Below are 17213 nucleotides of genomic sequence, written 5' to 3'. Positions count from 1 at the left end.
GTTAGGAAAAGAGGGTAAGAATATGGCTGACGCAGCTACCCCCGCAGGTTCTGTCGGTAAGGTTACGCAGGTTATCGGCGCCGTTGTGGACGTTGCTTTCGAAGGCGAACTCCCGGCGATCCTGAATGCGCTTGAAACCGACAACAACGGCAATCGTCTGGTTCTCGAAGTCGCACAGCACCTCGGCGAAAATTCCGTCCGCACGATCGCCATGGACTCGACCGAAGGTCTGGTTCGTGGACAAAAGGTCAGCGACACCGGCGCACCGATCTCGGTTCCGGTCGGACATGAGACGCTGGGCCGCATCATGAACGTCATCGGCGAGCCGGTCGACGAAGCGGGTCCGCTGAACACTGCCAAGAAGCGCGCCATCCACCAGGATGCTCCGTCCTACGTCGAGCAGTCCACGGAAGCGCAGATCCTCGTCACCGGCATCAAGGTCGTCGACCTGCTCGCTCCTTACGCAAAGGGCGGCAAGATCGGCCTGTTCGGCGGCGCCGGCGTTGGCAAGACCGTTCTCATCATGGAACTGATCAACAACGTCGCCAAGGCGCACGGTGGTTATTCGGTCTTCGCAGGCGTGGGTGAACGTACCCGCGAAGGCAACGACCTTTACCACGAAATGATCGAATCGGGCGTCAACAAGCACGGCGGCGGCGAAGGCTCCAAGGCTGCGCTGGTTTACGGCCAGATGAACGAACCGCCGGGCGCCCGCGCTCGCGTCGCTCTGACCGGTCTGACGGTTGCCGAAAACTTCCGCGATGAAGGCCAGGACGTTCTGTTTTTCGTCGACAACATCTTCCGCTTCACGCAGGCAGGTTCGGAAGTGTCGGCTCTGCTCGGCCGTATTCCTTCGGCCGTGGGCTATCAGCCGACGCTCGCCACCGACATGGGCCAGATGCAGGAACGCATCACCACGACGACGACGGGCTCGATCACCTCGGTTCAGGCCATCTACGTTCCGGCCGACGACTTGACCGACCCGGCACCGGCAACCTCGTTCGCCCACCTGGACGCAACGACGGTTCTGTCGCGCTCGATCGCTGAAAAGGGCATCTACCCGGCCGTCGATCCGCTCGACTCCACCTCGCGCATGCTCGACCCGATGGTCGTCGGCGAAGAGCACTACGAAATCGCCCGTAAGGTTCAGTCGACGCTGCAGCGCTACAAGGCCCTGCAGGACATCATCGCCATCCTGGGCATGGACGAACTCTCCGAAGACGACAAGCTGGCTGTTGCCCGCGCCCGCAAGATCGAGCGCTTCCTGTCGCAGCCGTTCTTCGTCGCCGAAGTCTTCACCGGCTCGCCGGGCAAGCTCGTTGCGCTCGAAGACACGATCAAGGGCTTCAAGGGCCTCGTCAACGGCGAATACGATCATCTGCCGGAAGCTGCCTTCTACATGGTCGGCTCGATCGAAGAAGCGATCGAAAAGGCCAAGAAGCTGGCTGCCTAATCAGGCCAATCCATCGGCGCGCGGCATTGCCCGCGCGCCCTTGCCTTGCGAATAAGACAATCGAGAAGTGACGGGCCATGGCTGACAATTTCAATTTCGAACTGGTTTCTCCGGAGCGCCTGCTGCTGTCGGAACAGGTCATCGATGTCGTCATTCCTGCCACCGAAGGCGAGATGACCGTCATGGCGCATCATGCGCCGACCATGACCACGATCAAGCCGGGCGTCGTCAAGGTGCATTCGGCTTCGGGCAAGAAGCAGGACTACGTCGTTTTCGGCGGCTTTGCCGATATCCTGCCGACCGGCTGCACGTTGCTCGCCGAATCCGCCGTTCCGGTGGAAGACATGAGCCGCGACGAGCTGGACCGCCGCATCAATGCCGCCAAGACCGAGCTTGAGGATGCCGAGCATCACGAGCACAAGTCGCGCCTAGAGCATTTCATCATGGAACTCTCGCATCTGCGCGGCTCGATCGTTCAGGATTGATGCGATCTCCGAGTTGTGAATGAGATGAAAGCGGTCCTATGGGCCGCTTTTTTGTTTTTACGTACCTTTCGTTGAGCTGCTGCGCAGCCATCATGACGACTGCGCTTTAACGGTTAGCAATCCTAAGTTGCCGGAAGGATTCGAAACATCAGGTACAATATCATCGGTCGTGAACGGGATGCCGTCGGGACCGACGCTGCGAAGGTAGTAGTGATCGGTGCCTACGCGTTGATAATAGAAGAAGTTCTGACCTGGCAGCGCGCTGGATTGGAACGGGTCGCCCACGAAAATTACATTGTTCTTTCCCGCCGCTTTTTGCAGTTCGTCCAAGGAAGCCGGATAGCTTCCGTGCTGTAACCGGTATAATTCTATGGCCGGAACCAGGGTATAAAGTGTCTGTGACGCGAGCCGTGTTTTAAGATCATCGGCGATACCGCCGCGTTCGACGAATCCCTTATAATAGAGACCGCCATAAAGGACGATCGTAACGAAGATTCCGCACGTACCGAGTATCGCTAAGAGTCGCCCACCTTTCTTCCTAGTCAGCAATCCCCAAAGAATAGCTGTGATCCCAAAAGGAACGCCAAGCAGGGGAAAGAATGAAAATCCGGCAATGACATAAGGCGCCGCACCAAGCCGCGGCTGATTGTCTGTCATGGAATGTCCTCGCGCCAGGGCAACAATAATAATACCGCACCGCTTGCGAACCCAAATGGGGGAATAAAGGCTCGCTTGCTGTGTCGGAGTAAAGCCCAATATGAATTGTATGGGCGCGAACCAGATTGCTTGCAATATACCTAGGAGGTGAATGAATGGCGTTTTGAGGTGAATGCAAGTCGGCATGGATGTGACGTTGCAACTTCAGTTCGTTGGCAGCTATTGGTTTAGCGATTTTCGCCTAGCAGAAAGCGGTGCAGCTGCCCTGCCTCGGGTGAGAGCGAGCGAAAACGCGGTGCGCCGAGATAGTATCCGAAGCCACTCTCGACGCTGTCACTGCCGACGGTGACGAGTGCGTGGGATTGCAGGTACTCTTCGATGAGGCCGAGACTGCCGAGCGCGATGCCTTCGCCCCTCAACGCCGCTTCCACCGCCATGATGTAGGTGGAAAAGGAAAGGCGCGGCCTTGGCGGCTTGCCTTTCAGGGGATCGCCGATGCGGCCGAACCATTGACGGAAGCTGATCCAGTGGGCGTTGGCGCGCTCATAGTCGATGAGATCGAGACCGGCGATATCGACTGCCGTCAGGGTCTTGGGGTCGAGGCCACGGACCGCTAGGTAATCCGGCGATGCGATGGGCACCAATACCTCCTTCATTAGCGGCGTCAGGCTCCAGCGCGGATGTTCGCCCGTCGAATAGATGATGATGAGATCGTTGTTCTCCGAGGCAAGCTCGGAGTGAACGTCCGTCGTCAGCAGGCGCACGGAAATGCCGGGGCTCTCCTTGCCGAAATCCCGGAGCCGCTGGCCGAGCCAGAGATGCGAGATCGAGCCGCTTGCCGCAATCGAGATGATTTCGCCCGTACCGGCGCGAAACGGCTCCAGGCTTTCCTCGAGATATTCGAGCGTCGCGCGCACGCGCTGGAACAGCCGCTCGCCATCCGGCGTCAGCGCGAGATTTCGGCCGCGCCGCGTAAACAGCGTCGCGCCGAGGTGATCCTCAAGCCCCTTGATGCGGCGGCTGACGGCAGCCTGGGTGATGTTCAGCTCGCGGCCGGCCCGGGAAAAGTTCATGGCACGCGCCGCCGCGTCGAAAACGCGGAAGGCCTCCAGCGGTATTTTTTCTAGCATCGGCTCTCCATGACTTCAGATCATCAATATTCCCGATAATTGCCCGGATTTGAAGATCTGAAATTGTGATGCAGGATCGCAGGCATCATATCAGTCGTTTCCCAAGGGGATCCCTCGTGTCCTTTTCCATTTCCGCCATTCCTGACATCCGTTTCGGTGAGGGTGTGCTCTCCGGCCTTCCCGCTGCGGTCAAATCCTTCGATGGCGTCGGCGCCGTTCTGCTCGTGATCGACGCCTTCCTGGCGCAATCGGGCCTGGCTGCCAAGGTCAGTGCCGAGCTTGCCGAAGCGGGCGTCAAGACGCAGGTCTTTTCCGATTTTGCCGGCGAGCCGAAGCTTGCGCATCTTCATGCCGCGATCGCGACAGGGCAGGGCGCGGATATGGTGATCGGCATCGGCGGCGGCTCGGCGCTGGATATCGGCAAGATCGTCGCCTGCTGCATCGCCTCCGGCGAGGACCCGATGCACTATGCGCTTGCCGCCAACCCGCTGCCGAAGAATCCGCTGAAGAAGATCATGGTGCCCACGACGGCCGGCACGGGATCGGAGACCTCGGCCACGAATATCTTTGCCGGCCCCGAAGGCAAGAAGCTCTGGATCTGGGGACCGGAGACGAAGGCCGATCTCGTCATTCTCGATCCGGCGCTGACGAAGACCTTGCCCGCCAATCTGACGGCATGGTGCGGCCTCGATGCCTTCATCCATGCCTTCGAAGCGGCAACCAACCGCAACACCCATCGCGGCGCTCAGTTCTATGCGCATCAGGCGCTGCGGCTGATCACCGGCGCTCTGGAAACCGCCGTCAAGCAGCCCGACGATATGGCTGCGCGCGGCGATGTGCTGCTCGGCTCCTGCTTTGCCGGCATCGCCATCGACAATTGCGGCACGGCGATCGCCCACAATATCAGCCATGCGCTGGCGGGCCTTGGCCCGGTTCATCATGGGCTTGCGACGGCTCTCGGTTTTGAGGCGACGCTCCCGTGGCTCGTTGAAGCGGATACCGCTGAGCTGAATGCAGCGGCCAAGGCATGCGGTGTCGCCAGTGCCGCTGATCTCCCCGCTTTCGTCTCCGGCTGGATGGATCGGTGCGGCATCACGCGCTCGCTGCCAGCTGCCTTCAAGCCGTTCGATGCCGCCGATCTCGCCCGCGAGATGCGTGCGACCGAAAACCAGCCCATGCGGCGCTCAACGGTCCGCGACGTGACGGATGCCGATATCGACCGCTTTGCCGCCGCCGTCATGGCGCTGCCGAAAGGAATCTGAGATGACCAAGGAATACACGCGCGACTATTGGGAAGGCGTTCTCTCCAATCTCAAGCCTGAGGGGCGCCACTTCATAAACGGTGCCCATCGCGCCGCTTCCTCCGGCGAGACTTTCACCCGCATCCGCCCGATGGATGGCAAGCCCGGCGCTGAGCTGGCGCGCGGCAATGCCGCCGATATCGATGCTGCCGTCGCCTCCGCTCGCGCCGCCTTCGAGAGCGGTGTCTGGCGCAGGAAGGAGCCGCTGGAAAAGAAGAGGATCATGCTGAAATGGGCGGAGCTGATCCGTGCCCATGGCGACGAGCTTGCCATGCTCGAAACCATCGACGTCGGCAAGCCGGTCATGGCGTCGCTTGGTGTCGATGTGCGCCTTTGCGCCGACGGCATCCAGTTCTACGGCGAGATGATCGACAAGATGTATGACGAGATCGCGCCGACCGGCCCGAATGCCCGCGCGCTGGTGCGCAAGGTGCCGCTCGGCGTCGTCGGCGCCATCACGCCCTGGAACTACCCGATGATTATCGACGCGTGGAAGCTCGGGCCGTCTATCGCTGCCGGGAATTCCGTCGTGCTGAAGCCGGCCGAGCAATCCTCGCTCTCGGCGATCCGCCTGGCTGAACTCGGCTTCGAAGCGGGCCTGCCTGCCGGCGTCTTCAACGTCGTCACGGGTTATGGCGAGGAAACCGGCAAGCCGCTGGCCTTGCACATGGATGTCGACATGATCGCCTTTACCGGCTCGACCGAAGTCGGCAAGTTGATCATGGGCTATGCGGCGCAGTCGAATGTCAAGCGCGTGGCGCTGGAGCTTGGCGGCAAGTCGCCGCTGGTCGTGTTCGAAGATGCCGATCTCGATGCCGCCGCCGTGGCCGCTGCCTGGGGCTGCTTCTACAATTCCGGCGAGACCTGCCATGCCTCGACGCGGCTCATCGTGCAGCGCTCGGTGCAGGACAGGCTGATCGAGAAGATCGAAGCGGTGACCCGTTCCGATATCGCGCTCAAGCATCCGCTCGATCCCTCGGCGCAGATCGGCGCCCTGATCGAGGAAGAGCACATGAACAAGGTGCTGGCGATGATCGCGGCCGGCGAGAAGGAAGGCGCGCGCCGTGCTTTCGGCGCCGAGCGCGTCTTGAGCGAGACCGGCGGCTACTATGTGTCGCCGGGCGTCTTCGTCGACATGACCAACGACATGAGCCTGGCACGGCAGGAAATCTTCGGCCCGGTTCTCGCTGCCATTCCCTTCGACACGGAGGAGGAAGCGCTCAAGATCGCCAACGACACGATCTATGGGCTTGCGGGCGCCGTCTTCACCAGGGACATGGATCGTGCTCACCGCTTTTCGGAAGAGATCCATGCGGGTACGGTGTGGATCAACACCTATGACATGTCGAACTTCGCCACGCCGTTCGGCGGCTTCAAGCAGTCCGGTTTCGGCCGCGACCGTTCGGTGCACGCGATCGACAAATATTGCGACTACAAGACGATCTGGCAGCAGTTCGGTTGAGAGATTGAAGTCGGCATGATCCTTTTCGAAGGATCGTGCCCGGAGGATAAAGGGGAGCCAGCATGAGCAAGATCGTTTCCATCGAAATCACCCATCACCGCCTGCCGCTCGATCCGGCGTTCAAGGCAAGCTGGGACGGCCGCCCGCGCCGGCATTTCGATGCGACCATCGTCCGCGTCAGGGATGACGAGGGCCGCGAAGGCATCGGCTCCGGCGATCTCATGAAGGGTTTTGAGGGGCACGAGGATCTGTTCATCGGGCAGGACCCGCGGCACGTCGAACGGCACTATGAAGTCCTGTCGCATATCAACTTCCACTATGGCCGCTGCTGGCCGATGGACCTGGCGCTGTGGGATCTCTCCGGCAAGATCACCGGCGAGCCGGTCTGGCGGATGCTCGGCGGTCGCGCCAGCCGCGTGCGGCTCTATGCCTCTTCCGGTGTGCTGCGCGAGCCGTCCGCCATGGCCGCTCAGGCCGAGCGTTATATCGACGAAGGTTTCCCGGCCATGAAGGTGCGCTTCTCCTCGTCTTCGGGCGGCCGCGGCGGCTGGCGCGAGGACGTCAAGGCGCTGGAAGCGATCCGCGCCCGCGTCGGCGACCGGCTGGAGCTGATGGTCGACTGCAATCAGGGTTGGCGCATGCCCTGGGATACGACCTTGCCCTGGACCTTCAAGGATGCGCTGGCCGTTGCCAGGGAGCTGGAGCGGCTCGGTGTGTACTGGATGGAAGAGCCGCTTTACCGTTCCGACCGCAAGGGCATGAAGGAACTGAAGCAGGCAACCTCGGTGCGGATCGCCGGCGGCGAGATGACCCGCGAACTCTACGAGTTCCGCGATATCATCGAAGAGCGCGCCTTCGATGTCGTGCAGCCCGACGTCGCGCTGGTCGGCGGCATCACCGGCTGCCGGCGTCTGGTCTATCAGGCTCGCGAAGCCGGCGTGCAGTTCACGCCGCATTCCTGGACGAACGGCATCGGCGTGCTGGCCAACGCGCATCTGACCGCCGGCGTCGGCGATGCCGCTTGGCTCGAATACCCTTACGACAATCCGGAGTGGAGCGAAGCGCGCCGCGACTATCCGATGGCGTCGCCGCTCAAGCACGATGCCGGCTGGCTGGATCTCGGCACCGCGCCGGGGCTCGGCATCGTTCTCGATGAAGAGCGACTGAAGGCGACGCGCATCTAGAGCAATTCCAGGAAAAGTGCATAGCGGTTTTCCGTCCGGAATTGCGTAAAAACAAAAGGATAGAGCGTTTTTTGCGATTCGAAGAAAAGCGGAAAAGCTCTAGGGAAGCTGCAGCCTGCGCCCTATCTCTTGTCGGCCCGTTACGCGGTAGCGGGTCGTGTTGCCGTATTTTCCCGATTGCGGGCCCAATGGATCATGGGACGTTCGAGCAGGACATAGCTCAGCGTGCCGATGGCGAAGATGATGGCGATTGCTATGAGGCTTGATGTGATCCAGCCGCCAAGCACGTCATCCGAGCCGGTGCCGAAGGTCCAGGGAAAGAGCTGCTGCATCAGTGTCAGCACGATATCCTGCCAGATATAGACGCCGAAGGAGACGGTGGCGACATAGCGGCTGAAGCGGTTGTCGAGCAGCTTTGCCAGCAGCACCGATTGCGGAAGCGCACAAAGCGCGATGGCGACCGCCAGGGGAAACAGCGGGAATTGATAGGGAATGCCGAGCCAGGCATAGCCTTCTCCCGGGCCGCCGATGGATTGCGGCAGCTGCCATGCGCCCATGACGATCGCGAGCGCTCCGATGATGTCGTAGATTGCCGAGCGGCGGGCCGGGATGACGGTCTGGATTCCGGCCGCCAGCGCACCGATCGCGAAGATCGCGAAGAAGCCGACGGGATTGTAGCGCGGCATCCATTCCTTGGCGCCGCCCTGGAAGCCGTATTGCCATCCCCGCCCGACGCTGTCGGTCGGCAGGTAGGTGACAACAAGCCAGTGGCCTATGAGTGCCGCCGCGATGATACCGATCCAGAGCAGGCGGCTGGCGAGAACCGGGCGCGACCTCAGCCTCGCATGAAACAGCAGCAAAAAGCCGATCGGCAAAAGAACATAGCAGGTCGTCTCGAAGGGGATCGACCATAGGGGGCCATCCCCCTGAACCGGGAAAAAGGTGCGCCAGTGCCATTGGCTCATCAGGAAAAAGCCTGCGATGTAGCGGCCGATCAGCTCGGCATCGAGCGGAAATCCATAGACCGTGAAGCTGACCACGAAGCCGACCGTCAGGGCGACCCAGAAGCCCGGCAGGATACGCGCGGCGCGGCGCATGGCGTAGATCTTCAGCGATGGCAACGGCTGGTCCCTGTCCAGCGCCAGCCAGAAAGGGCGCGAAAGAAGAAAGCCGCTGAGCACGAAGAAGACCGAGACGCCGTGATTGCCGAAGCGCGCCAGTATGAAGGTCAGGTCCAAAGCCGGGGGGATCTTGTTGAAATTCATCCGGAGCACGAGATGGTGAACAAGCACCATCAGACATGCGACGGCGCGCATGAAGTCCGCTCCTCCCAGACGCTTGTCGTTCTCCATTCCAACACCGTCGAAACTGCCTCCCTATTGGGTTAGGTCATCGAAGCGGCTTCGGCAAGCGCGGCCATCCGGCAGGGTTGATTTATGGAGGAGAACAAACGCCCGGACCCGTGGTGCCAGGTCCGGGCGTCAAGCCGGTCTTTCGCACCTGCCAGAAACGAAAGACCGGATTCGATTGTTGCTGGAGGCGAATCAGGCGGCGACGGAGCGATAGGGGCGCACGGCGCGCGCCGGGTTCAACGCATTGCTCCACCATTGCAGCCGGGCGATCATGCGGACCAGCGATTGGCGGGCATCGATCGGATTGTCGAGCGAGCCGTCCTCGGCGAACCGGCCCCAGGGATTGGCGAAGCTCACCGTGTCGCGCACGGTCACGGCATGCAGCTCCGCAAAGACCTGGCGCAATTGTTCGACGGCGCGCAGGCCGCCGGAGATGCCGCCATAAGAGACGAAAGCGACCGGCTTGCCGTGCCACGGCTCGTAGACCAGATCGAGCAGAAATTTCAGCGAGGCCGTGAAGCTGTGATTGTATTCCGGCGTGACGACGATGAAGGCGTCGGCGTTCGAAAGCCGCTCTGAAAGGGCTGTCACGCCGGCGTGCTCGCGGTCATGCTGGAATGGCAGATCGAATTCGAGGGGATCGATCAGGTCGATGTCGATGAGGGGATAATGCGCCAGCTCCCGTGCGACCCAGTTGACCACCTTGTCGCAGAGGCGGCCCGGGCGCGTGCTGCCATAGATGATTGCCAGCCGGGTTGGTTCAGTCATGTCGTGCTCCTGCCTTTACGCGCTTCGGAGCTGGGGTTATAAAACCTCAAGTATGATTGAGGTCAATAGAGAATATGGGCAAAATCGGTCCTGCTCAAATTTCCCGGCTGCTGACGGTCGGGGAGGTGGCGGCCCGCAGCGGGGTAGCCGTATCGGCGCTGCATTTCTATGAGGCGAAAGGCTTGATCGAGAGCCACCGCAGCCGCGGCAATCAGCGGCGTTATCCCCGCGAAGTGCTGCGGCGGGTCGCCGTCATCAAGGTCGCGCAGAGGGTCGGCATTCCGCTGGCCGAAGTTCAGGCGGCGCTCGAAGCCTTGCCGCAGGGCCGCACGCCGACGGCGGCCGACTGGAAGGGGCTCTCGGCATTGTGGAAGAGCGATCTCGATGCCAGGATCGAACGCCTGCAGGGCCTTCGCGATCAGCTGGACAGCTGCATAGGCTGCGGCTGCCTGTCGCTGGGCAATTGTCCGCTGAGAAATCCGTGGGACCGGCTTTCCGAAGAGGGCGCAGGGCCGCGATTGCTCGATCCCGAAGAATGAGCCAAAGGCTCAGGCGTGGACGCGGCTATCGGCCATGTAACTTTCAAGGGCCGAGGCCTCTTCCTTCGAGAGGTAAAGGCCCTTCTTGGAGCGGCGCCAGAGGATGTCGGCGGCGCTGTAGGCCCATTCCTGCTCCATCAGGTAGCGCACTTCCGCTTCATAGAGATCGCTGCCGAAACAGCGGCCGAGATCGGCCAGCGCCTTGGCATCGCCAAGGATCCGGGCGGCGCGCGTTCCATAGCGGCGAACGAGGCGGCGGGCGTGCTGATCGGCCAGGAAGGGATAGCGCGACTTCAGCTTGGAGACTTCGGCATCATAGCCGCGCACCGGAAAGTCCCCGCCCGGCAGCGAGCTCCCGGCGGTCCAGGGCGTGCCTTTCAGGCCTATGGCCTCGCCGATCTTCTCCAGCGCGTGTTCGCCCAGGCGGCGATAGGTGGTGAGCTTGCCGCCGAAGACATTCAGTAGCGGCGCCTGGCCCTCTTCGCCTTCGACCTTCAGCACGTAGTCGCGCGTTGCCTCCTGCGCCTTGGAAGCCCCATCGTCGTAAAGGGGGCGAACGGCGGAATAGGTCCAGACGATATCCTCGGGCCGCACCGGCTCCTTGAAGTATTCGCTGGCGGCGTTGCACAGATATTGGGTTTCATCCTCAGTGATCTTCACGTCCTTCGGATCGTCCCTGTAGTCGCGATCCGTGGTGCCGATCAGCGTGAAATCCTGCTCGTAGGGAATGGCGAAGATGATGCGGTTGTCCGGGTTCTGGAAGAAATAGGCGCGGGGATCGTCGAACTTCTTGCGCACGATGATGTGGCTGCCCTGGACGAGGCGGACATTGTGCACCTGGTTCTTGCCGAAGGCATCGGACAGCACATGATCGACCCAAGGGCCGGCGGCATTGACCAGCATACGCGAGCGGAATTGCCGCTTCTCGCCGCTCAGCGTATTTTCCGTCTCGATGGCCCACAGGGCGCCTTCGCGGCGGGCGGAAATCACCTTCGTTCGCGGCATGATCGTCGCGCCGCGGTCGGCTGCGTCGCGCGCGTTCAGCACCACCATGCGGGCATCGTCCACCCAGCCGTCGGAATATTCGAAGGCCTTGGTGAAGAGTGCCTTCAGCGGCTTGCCGGCGGGATCCCTCTTCATGTCGAGCGTCGCCGTCGGCGGCAGCAGCTTTCGGCCGCCCAGATGATCGTAAAGGAAAAGGCCGAGGCGGATCAGCCAGGCCGGGCGGATGCCGCCCTTGTGATAGGGAAGGACGAAGCGCATCGGCCAGATGATGTGCGGAGCCATCGCCCAGAGCACTTCGCGCTCCATCAGCGATTCGCGCACGAGGCGGAATTCGTAATGTTCGAGATAGCGCAGGCCGCCATGGATAAGCTTGGTGGCGCCGGAGGATGTGCCGGAGGCAAAGTCGTTCATCTCGGCGAGCGCGACCTTGTAGCCGCGCCCCGTGGCGTCACGGGCGATCCCGCAGCCGTTGATGCCGCCGCCGATAACGAAAATGTCATAGATCTGATCGCTCACCCGTCCCTCCGCAAAGCTTCGCCATTCCACGAAGGCGGAAAATCGAAACTAAACCATCTAAAGTGAAACAGATACGAATGTCAAACGAACGTTTGTTGACGGAAGGCGAGCAGTCACCCTTGTCGGGCGGAGGTTTCCACCAGATGCACGTCATGTTCCGCCGCGATGGAGCGCACGGATTCCATGATGCATACGTCGGTGACGAAGGTATGAACCTGCGACAGATGGCCGATGCGAACCGGCGCGGTTCGTTCGAACTTGGTGCTGTCGGCGACGAGAATGACGTGCCGGGCATTGGCAATAATGGCCTGCGCCACTTTCACTTCGCGAAAATCGTAGTCCAGGAGTGCGCCGTCGGCATCGATCGCGGAGGCGCCGATGACAGCATAGTCGACCTTGAACTGCTTGATGAAATCGACCGCCGCTTCACCGACGATACCGCCATCCGAGCCGCGCACGACACCGCCGGAAATGACGACCTCGATGGATGGAAAAATGCGCAACTTATTGGCAACGTTGATATTGTTGGTGATGACCATCAGCTCGTGATGGCCGAGCAACGCTTCGCCGACGGCTTCCGTCGTCGTGCCGATATTGATGAAAAGCGAGCTGTTGTTGGGGATCATGCTGGCGGCGGCGCGGCCGATCGCCTGCTTTTCGAGGGCGGCGATCGAGCGGCGCGCCTCGTATTTCACATTCTCGGTTCCGCCCGGAAAGATCGCACCGCCATGCACCCGCGACAGCACGCGGCCGTCGCAGAGATCATTGAGATCCTTGCGGATGGTTTGCGGGGTGACGGAGAAGCGCAACGCCAGTTCTTCCACCAGCACGCGCCCCTCCGCCTTGGCGATTTCGAGGATCTCGGTCTGGCGTCCGGATAGGAACATGGCTTCGCTCCCTTTCTTTCGTTTTTTCGTCATCATATGATAAAGTGAAAATTCCGCAATTACCGGCGCGCGAATTGTGCGGTTGAGGAGGTCCTGGTGTTTCATCCGAAGCTATTCGAAAATCGCAATGTCGTGGTCACCGGTGCTGGCCGCGGCATCGGACTGGAGGTCGCGAGGCAGTTTCTCGATTGCGGCGCCCACGTCCTCGTCCATGTCGGCCGCGATGCCGATCGCGAATTGCCCGATTTCCTGATGGAGGCGGAAGCCGACCGCCGCGCCTTTCTCATTGCCGGCGATTTCGCTGCCGGCAACGGGACGCGGGATTTCGTCAGCGCGGCCGGCGAGCGTTTCGATCGCATCCACGCATTGGTCAACAACGCCGGCACGATGGTCGGGCGTTTTCCTGCCGGCGAGCTGACGGACGAGCAGTATGAGAGGATCGTGCATCTCAACCAGACCTCCGTCATGGAAGTGACGAGAGGACTGCTGCCCTTGCTGCGCGCGGCGGGGGAGGCTGCGATCATCAACACGGTTTCGATTTCCGCGCTCACCGGCGGCAGCCCCGGTTCTGCGATCTATTCCGCCTCGAAAGCCTTCGTCTCGACCTATTCGAAGGCCCTGGCGCGCGAATTGGCGCCGGATGGCATTCGGGTGAACTGCGTCTCGCCGGGCACGATATCGACGGATTTCCATGAGCGCTATTCGTCCAGGGAAAAGCTGGAGCAAACGCGCAAGTCGATTCCGCTTCAACGGCTCGGCACCCCGGAAGATTGCGCGCCGGCCTATCTCTTCCTCGCGGCCCCGACACTGTCCGGCTACATCACCGGCCAGGTGATCGAGATCAACGGCGGACAGCTTATCTGCTGATAAAACGGACCTTTTTTGGTTTTACATGTCTTTTTTCAGTCAGCTTGTGGTTCGACAATATTATAAGCATACCACTAGGTGAGTTCTCACTAGAGGCTGTGATATGTCGTCGTCTCCACCACAAGGCGGTGCAGCAGAACATAATATCGAGGAAATGACGGGAAGGGCGCGAAAGGCGAGCGCGCTGCTGAAAGCGCTCTCCCATGAGACTCGTCTGGCGATCCTGTTCACGCTCGCCAAACGCGAGAAGACGGTGATGGAGCTCGAGGCGCTTCTCGACCTGCCGCAGGCTGTCGTTTCGCAGCATCTGGCCCGTCTTCGCCTGGACAAGCTGGTCGATACGCGCCGCGAGGGCCGGCTCATTCACTATGCCGTCGCGCGGTCGGAACTCTGTGCCGTCGTCGATTCCCTGCAAAAGGCCTTCTGCCAGGGCGAGCGTTGAGGTTTGAACCGGCTTTGCATGTTGCGCTTACCGGGCTGGCGGTCTAACTCTTTCGCTGCGGGAGAGTGTGATGATCGAAAAGCTGGAGTTCTTCATCGCGCTGGCGAATCAGAAGCATTTCGGCCGCGCCGCCGAGGAATGCGGCGTGACGCAGCCGACCTTGTCCGCGGCAATCAGGCAATTGGAGGATCAGCTCGGCGTGATGCTCGTCAGCCGCGGCTCGCGCTTTCAGGGACTGACGCCGGAGGGGCAGCGCGTGCTGGAATGGGCACGGCGCATCGTCGGCGACAGCCGCACCATGCGCGAGGAGATGCGGGCCGCGCGCAAGGGCCTTGCCGGTCATATCCGGATCGCGGCCATCCCGACGGCGCTCGCTATGGTGCAGAAAATCACCACGCCTTTCCAGGAAAGGCACCCGGACGTCACCTTCTCCATCTTGTCGCGCAATTCGCTGCAGGTTCTGAGCCTGCTCGAAAATCTCGAGATCGATGCCGGCATCACCTATCTGGAAAACGAGCCGCTCGGCCGCGTCACCAGCGTCCCGCTCTATGCCGAACGCTACCACCTGATCACGGCGGCGGGCAGCCCGTTCGCCGAACGCAAAACCGTGACGTGGAAAGAGGTCGGCGATCTTAGGCTTTGTCTATTGACCGCCGACATGCAGAACCGCCGCATCATCAACCGGCACCTTGCCGAAGCGGGCGTTACGGCCAAGCCGACGCTCGAATCCAATTCCATGATCGTGCTGTTCTCGCATGTGCAGACCGGGCGCTGGGCGAGCATCATGCCGAAGAATATTGCCGATTCCTTCGGTTTCCCCGTCGATATTCACAAGATTCCGATCACGGAACCTGATGCCGAGCATCTTGTCGGCCTGGTCGCCACGCATCGCGAACCCTTCACGCCGCTGGTTTCCGCCCTGTTGCATGAGGCAAGATTGCTCGCGGAAGGTAGCGAAGCTTGATAGAAATTTTCTATCAAGCAACGAGACTGCCTTATTGATCCTTTATCATCTCCCTGCGACCTTATCTTCGGGCGTGTCGATCGCGCGCCACGAAGGAAATGCCGCATAAGCCCTTTCCGAAGATTCGCCTTCAATTTTCGGAGCTATGCGTGGGAGGCTGCCAATGAGTTTGAATCAGGCCGCGGGCGATGTCGCAAACCGCGCCGGGACCATCATCGATAGCATGAAATCGATGGAGGGGCCGCTTTTGCCGATCCTGCACGGGATTCAGGAGGAGTTCGGCTATGTGCCGCAGGATGCGCTGCCGCTGATCGCCAAGGCCCTGAACCTTTCGCGCGCCGAAGTGCACGGCGTCATGACCTTCTACCATGACTATCGCGACCATCCTGCCGGCCGCCATGTCCTCAAGCTCTGTCGCGCCGAAGCCTGTCAGTCCATGGGCGGCGATGACGTTGCCGAACATATCAAAAGCCTGCTCGGTATCGATTTTCATCAGACGACGCTGGATGGCAGCGTGACGCTGGAGCCGGTCTACTGTCTCGGGCTCTGCGCCTGCGCGCCGGCGGCGATGCTGGACGGAGAGCTTCACGGCCGGCTCGACGACGAGAGCGCCGCCGACCTCGTGAAGGAGGCGCGCCAGTGACGCTCACCATCTATATCCCCCGCGATGCCGCTGCCCTCTCGCTCGGTGCGGAGAAAGTGGCGAAGGCGGTAGCTCAGGAAGTTGCCAAGCGCGGTCTCGATGCGCGCATCGTGCGCAACGGCTCGCGCGGCATGTTCTGGCTCGAACCGCTGGCCGAAGTCGAGATCGACGGCAAGCGCATCGGCTATGGGCCGGTGAAGGCCGGGGATGTGCCTGATCTCTTCGACGCCGGGCTCGCAGAAGGCGGCGAGCATCCGCTCTGTCTTGGGGAGGTCGAAAGCCTCCCATTCCTGAAAGAACAAACGCGCCTGACCTTTGCCCGCTGCGGCATCACCGATCCGCTTTCGCTGCAGGATTATGAAGCTCATGGCGGTCTCAAGGGGCTCCGCCGCGCCATCGGCATGGCGGCTGGCGATATCGTCAAGGACGTCACCGATTCCGGCCTGCGCGGCCGTGGTGGCGCCGGCTTTCCGACCGGTATCAAATGGAAGACGGTGCTCGATGCGCCGGGGATACGCAAATATATCGTCTGCAACGCCGACGAGGGCGACAGCGGCACCTTCGCCGACCGGATGATTATGGAAGGCGACCCCTTCGTGCTGATCGAGGGCATGGCGATCGCTGGTCTTGCGACCGGCGCGACCAAGGGCTTCGTCTATACGCGTTCGGAATATCCGCATGCGATCGCCGCGATGACCGCAGCCGTCGAGATCGCCCGCAAGGCCGGCATTCTCGGGGCTTCGGTTCTCGGCTCGGGCAAGGCGTTCGACATGGAAATCCGTACCGGCGCCGGCGCCTATGTCTGCGGCGAGGAAACGGCGCTGCTTAACAGCCTCGAGGGCAAGCGCGGCATCGTGCGGGCCAAGCCGCCGCTGCCGGCGCACAAGGGGCTGTTCAACTGTCCCACCGTCATCAACAACGTCATTTCTCTCGCTTCCGTGCCTGTCATCATGGACAAGGGCGCTGCCTTCTATCGTGATTTCGGCATGGGCCGTTCGCGTGGCACGATCCCGCTGCAGATCGCCGGCAACGTCAAGCGTGGCGGCCTCTACGAGACGGCCTTCGGCCTGTCGCTTGGCGATATCGTCGACAGGATCGGCGGCGGCACGGCAACGGGGCGGCCGGTCAAGGCGGTGCAGGTCGGCGGGCCGCTCGGGGCCTATTTCCCGCGCGCTCTGTTCGACACGCCGTTCGACTATGAATCCTTTGCGACCAAGGACGGTCTCATCGGCCATGCCGGCCTCGTCGTCTTCGACGATACCGCCGACATGTTGAAGCAGGCGCGCTTTGCGATGGAATTCTGCGCGGTCGAAAGCTGCGGCAAGTGCACGCCCTGCCGCATCGGCTCGACGCGCGGCGTCGAAACGGCCGACAAGATCGCGCGCGGCATCGAGCCTGAGAAGAACAGGGTGCTGCTCGCCGATCTCTGCAACACGATGAAGTTCGGTTCGCTCTGCGCGCTCGGCGGTTTCACGCCTTATCCCGTCCTGAGCGCGATGACCCATTTCCCGGAGGATTTTTCTCCGGCTCCCTTGATTGAAGCGGCGGAGTAAGAGCC

The 17213-nt window shown here is 61.5% G+C and carries 17 protein-coding genes; 11 read left to right on the top strand and 6 right to left on the bottom strand.

Annotated features, from left to right (window positions below; translation table 11 throughout):
* The first annotated feature begins 22 nt into the window (after positions 1-22).
* Positions 23-1453, top strand: coding sequence for a F0F1 ATP synthase subunit beta (gene atpD / locus ACQZ6J_RS13870; RefSeq protein ID WP_163987025.1), 1431 nt, complete (start codon positions 23-25; stop codon positions 1451-1453).
* 77 nt (positions 1454-1530) lie between these two features.
* Positions 1531-1938 (top strand): F0F1 ATP synthase subunit epsilon, encoded by a 408-nt coding sequence (locus ACQZ6J_RS13865; RefSeq protein WP_163987024.1) that lies wholly within the window; start codon positions 1531-1533, stop codon positions 1936-1938.
* A 90-nt stretch (positions 1939-2028) separates the two neighbouring features.
* Here ACQZ6J_RS13865 and ACQZ6J_RS13860 read toward each other — a convergent pair whose 3' ends face one another.
* Both ACQZ6J_RS13860 and ACQZ6J_RS13855 read right to left on the bottom strand, forming a co-directional pair.
* Positions 2029-2595 carry a type II secretion system protein GspG gene (locus tag ACQZ6J_RS13860; protein WP_449084480.1) on the bottom strand — a complete coding sequence of 189 codons (567 nt, stop codon included), beginning with the start codon at positions 2593-2595 and terminating at the stop codon, positions 2029-2031.
* A gap of 227 nt (positions 2596-2822) precedes the next feature.
* A complete protein-coding gene (locus tag ACQZ6J_RS13855; protein WP_449084479.1) occupies positions 2823-3725 on the bottom strand; it encodes a LysR substrate-binding domain-containing protein in 903 nt (300 codons plus the stop codon).
* Between the two features lie 116 nt (positions 3726-3841).
* On the opposite strand from ACQZ6J_RS13855, the gene ACQZ6J_RS13850 reads away from it, so the two are divergent.
* The 3 genes from ACQZ6J_RS13850 (at position 3842) to ACQZ6J_RS13840 (ending at position 7672) form a co-directional block, all read left to right on the top strand.
* Positions 3842-4987, top strand: coding sequence for an iron-containing alcohol dehydrogenase (locus ACQZ6J_RS13850; RefSeq protein WP_449084478.1), 1146 nt, complete (start codon positions 3842-3844; stop codon positions 4985-4987).
* A gap of 1 nt (position 4988) precedes the next feature.
* A complete protein-coding gene (locus ACQZ6J_RS13845) occupies positions 4989-6488 on the top strand; it encodes an aldehyde dehydrogenase (protein WP_449084477.1) in 1500 nt (499 codons plus the stop codon).
* A 62-nt stretch (positions 6489-6550) separates the two neighbouring features.
* A complete protein-coding gene (locus tag ACQZ6J_RS13840; protein WP_449084476.1) occupies positions 6551-7672 on the top strand; it encodes a mandelate racemase/muconate lactonizing enzyme family protein in 1122 nt (373 codons plus the stop codon).
* A 140-nt stretch (positions 7673-7812) separates the two neighbouring features.
* Here the strand turns inward: ACQZ6J_RS13840 and ACQZ6J_RS13835 are convergent, their stop codons facing one another.
* A complete protein-coding gene (locus ACQZ6J_RS13835; protein ID WP_449084475.1) occupies positions 7813-9024 on the bottom strand; it encodes an acyltransferase family protein in 1212 nt (403 codons plus the stop codon).
* Positions 9025-9216: 192 nt separating this feature from the next.
* Positions 9217-9792 (bottom strand): NADPH-dependent FMN reductase, encoded by a 576-nt coding sequence (locus ACQZ6J_RS13830; protein WP_449084474.1) that lies wholly within the window; start codon positions 9790-9792, stop codon positions 9217-9219.
* A 74-nt stretch (positions 9793-9866) separates the two neighbouring features.
* On the opposite strand from ACQZ6J_RS13830, the gene soxR reads away from it, so the two are divergent.
* A complete protein-coding gene (soxR, locus tag ACQZ6J_RS13825; RefSeq protein WP_163987017.1) occupies positions 9867-10331 on the top strand; it encodes a redox-sensitive transcriptional activator SoxR in 465 nt (154 codons plus the stop codon).
* Between the two features lie 9 nt (positions 10332-10340).
* On the opposite strand, the gene glpD is transcribed toward soxR, so the two are convergent.
* Entirely contained in the window at positions 10341-11852 is a 1512-nt protein-coding gene (gene glpD / locus ACQZ6J_RS13820; protein WP_449084473.1) for a glycerol-3-phosphate dehydrogenase, read from the bottom strand.
* Between the two features lie 113 nt (positions 11853-11965).
* Complete coding sequence (locus ACQZ6J_RS13815; RefSeq protein WP_163987015.1) at positions 11966-12739, bottom strand: DeoR/GlpR family DNA-binding transcription regulator; 774 nt, start codon at positions 12737-12739, stop codon at positions 11966-11968.
* A gap of 96 nt (positions 12740-12835) precedes the next feature.
* Here ACQZ6J_RS13815 and ACQZ6J_RS13810 point away from each other — a divergent pair, with 96 nt between their 5' ends.
* From ACQZ6J_RS13810 to ACQZ6J_RS13790, 5 genes are all read left to right on the top strand, one after another.
* Positions 12836-13606, top strand: a complete 771-nt coding sequence (locus tag ACQZ6J_RS13810) for an SDR family NAD(P)-dependent oxidoreductase (RefSeq protein ID WP_449084472.1) — start codon at positions 12836-12838, stop codon at positions 13604-13606.
* A gap of 103 nt (positions 13607-13709) precedes the next feature.
* The gene (locus ACQZ6J_RS13805) at positions 13710-14048 is read left to right on the top strand and encodes an ArsR/SmtB family transcription factor (protein WP_163987013.1); all 339 of its coding nucleotides are present in this window, start codon (positions 13710-13712) and stop codon (positions 14046-14048) included.
* A 70-nt stretch (positions 14049-14118) separates the two neighbouring features.
* Entirely contained in the window at positions 14119-15012 is an 894-nt protein-coding gene (locus tag ACQZ6J_RS13800) for a LysR family transcriptional regulator (RefSeq protein ID WP_163987012.1), read from the top strand.
* 163 nt (positions 15013-15175) lie between these two features.
* Positions 15176-15655: a formate dehydrogenase subunit gamma gene (locus tag ACQZ6J_RS13795; RefSeq protein WP_163987011.1), complete on the top strand. Its 480-nt coding sequence runs from the start codon at positions 15176-15178 to the stop codon at positions 15653-15655.
* A complete protein-coding gene (locus ACQZ6J_RS13790) occupies positions 15652-17208 on the top strand; it encodes a formate dehydrogenase beta subunit (protein WP_449084471.1) in 1557 nt (518 codons plus the stop codon). Before ACQZ6J_RS13795 ends, ACQZ6J_RS13790 begins: the two co-directional genes overlap by 4 nt.
* The last annotated feature ends 5 nt before the right edge of the window (positions 17209-17213 follow it).

The sequence above is a fragment of the Rhizobium sp. A37_96 genome, from assembly GCF_053521765.1.
The sequence above is the reverse complement of the archived record's forward strand: the minus strand, read 5'-3'. Positions and strand labels throughout refer to the sequence as shown.

Bases quoted from the DNA above. Each gene is read 5' to 3' on its own strand.
- atpD (WP_163987025.1), top strand. From the start codon at position 23: ATGGCTGACGCAGCTACCCCCGCAGGTTCTGTCGGTAAGGTTACGCAG.
- ACQZ6J_RS13865 (WP_163987024.1), top strand. From the start codon at position 1,531: ATGGCTGACAATTTCAATTTCGAACTGGTTTCTCCGGAGCGCCTGCTG.
- ACQZ6J_RS13860 (WP_449084480.1), bottom strand. From the start codon at position 2,595: ATGACAGACAATCAGCCGCGGCTTGGTGCGGCGCCTTATGTCATTGCC.
- ACQZ6J_RS13855 (WP_449084479.1), bottom strand. From the start codon at position 3,725: ATGCTAGAAAAAATACCGCTGGAGGCCTTCCGCGTTTTCGACGCGGCG.
- ACQZ6J_RS13845 (WP_449084477.1), top strand. From the start codon at position 4,989: ATGACCAAGGAATACACGCGCGACTATTGGGAAGGCGTTCTCTCCAAT.
- ACQZ6J_RS13840 (WP_449084476.1), top strand. From the start codon at position 6,551: ATGAGCAAGATCGTTTCCATCGAAATCACCCATCACCGCCTGCCGCTC.
- ACQZ6J_RS13835 (WP_449084475.1), bottom strand. From the start codon at position 9,024: ATGGAGAACGACAAGCGTCTGGGAGGAGCGGACTTCATGCGCGCCGTC.
- ACQZ6J_RS13830 (WP_449084474.1), bottom strand. From the start codon at position 9,792: ATGACTGAACCAACCCGGCTGGCAATCATCTATGGCAGCACGCGCCCG.
- soxR (WP_163987017.1), top strand. From the start codon at position 9,867: ATGGGCAAAATCGGTCCTGCTCAAATTTCCCGGCTGCTGACGGTCGGG.
- ACQZ6J_RS13815 (WP_163987015.1), bottom strand. From the start codon at position 12,739: ATGTTCCTATCCGGACGCCAGACCGAGATCCTCGAAATCGCCAAGGCG.
- ACQZ6J_RS13805 (WP_163987013.1), top strand. From the start codon at position 13,710: ATGTCGTCGTCTCCACCACAAGGCGGTGCAGCAGAACATAATATCGAG.
- ACQZ6J_RS13800 (WP_163987012.1), top strand. From the start codon at position 14,119: ATGATCGAAAAGCTGGAGTTCTTCATCGCGCTGGCGAATCAGAAGCAT.
- ACQZ6J_RS13795 (WP_163987011.1), top strand. From the start codon at position 15,176: ATGAGTTTGAATCAGGCCGCGGGCGATGTCGCAAACCGCGCCGGGACC.